The 1518-nt window shown below is 61.1% G+C and carries 1 pseudogene; it reads right to left on the bottom strand.

What is annotated here, in order from left to right:
- Positions 1–1518, bottom strand: a pseudogene (locus BGO59_RS29230) (hypothetical protein); the annotation flags it as partial.

Here is a 1518-nt window from a genome sequence, read left to right as displayed (position 1 = left end):
ATGCTGCCCGTACTGGTGCCAAAACACACCGGGTTCACTGGTACACCCAGCACTGAGGGAGCACCGGGGTTAGCCACCACCGCCGTCGCTACGGCCGTACAGCCATTGGCGTCCGTTACTCTTACTTTATAGGTGCCGCCCGCGACACCCGTCAGGTTCTGACTCGTCGAGCCGTTGTCCCACACATAGCTGTAGGGAGCCGTTCCGCCACTCACCGTCAGGGTCACACTGCCGTTGGCTCCTAAGCAACTGGCCGAGGTCGGCGTCGCGACGGCACTGATCGGACTCGTCGTGGGAACGATCACCGCCACTGAGCTGACACAACCCGCGCCGTCGGTCACACGCACCGTGTAGGTGCCCGAGGACACGTTGCTGATGCTGGCCGTGGTCGCTCCATTGCTCCACAGATACGTATACGTACCGCTACCACCACTGGCCGTTACCGTCGCACTGCCCGTAGCTTGGTTACAGGCGGCTGCTGTGGCTGTGGCCGTCAGGGAAGGTCCGCCCGTGCTCTGGATACTGCCCACCAACACATCCTGACAACCATTAGCGTCCGTCACCGTTACGGTGAAGTTCTGCCCGCCACTCAGCCCGGTAATCACCGAGGTGCTGGCGCCTGTGCTCCATGCATAGGTGTAAGGGGCTACTCCCGTGTTGACCGTCACCGTCGCCCGTCCGTCTGACTGGCCGCAATGGGCTTCCGTCGTCAGCAGGTTGGCGCCCAGCGTACAGGGCTGCACGTAGATGATGGCTGGATCTTCGTCGTCCTCATCGGTGGCCGGGTTGGTATCCCCTGGGGTGCCCGTACCGTTGCCGTTCACGCTGTTGTCACTGCCCGAGTTGGGTGTGCCACCCGCATCGTTGGTCGGATTCTGGTCGGGGGTGCTGTCCACATCGGTGGGTGGGGTATTATTGGGGTTGGTGTCATTATCGGCACTGCTGATTTCGGCCTTGTTGATAATGGGACCACTCACCGTGCTGCTCACTGTAAAGGTGATGTTCATGGTGGTGCTGCTACCCGGCGCCAATGAACCCGAAATGGGCGTTTTCAGCGTAGCCAGGTTGCCCGACTGATTCCAGTTGGCATCGTTGAGGGTCAAACCCGCTGGGATGTAATCGGTCAACTGGATGTTGTAAGCTGGCTGACCGCCCTGGTTGGTCACCATCAGGGTGAAGGTGATATTACTGCCCGGTTTGACCACCGGAGGCTGACCGGCTGCCACTTTCTTGGTCAGGGCCAAGTCGAAGCTGGCACAGGTCGGCCAGGTGTCTACCACCGCTTGCCCTACCGCCATACAGCCCTTGCTGTCGGTCACCGTCAAGGAGTAGGTACCAGCCGCTAGGCCCGTCAGGCTCGTCGCCGTGCTGCCATTGCTCCACAGGTAGCTGTAGCCCGGACTGCCGCCCACCACACTCACTACCTGCACTGTGCCACCCGTTACGGTACTACCATTACAGACCGCCGACAGCGATTGAATATCGGCTACGATCCGGCTCGGGGCCACCAGCGTGAAG

This window comes from Spirosoma sp. 48-14 (assembly GCF_001898575.1).
Classification (GTDB): domain Bacteria; phylum Bacteroidota; class Bacteroidia; order Cytophagales; family Spirosomataceae; genus Spirosoma.
The sequence above is the reverse complement of the archived record's forward strand: the minus strand, read 5'-3'. Positions and strand labels throughout refer to the sequence as shown.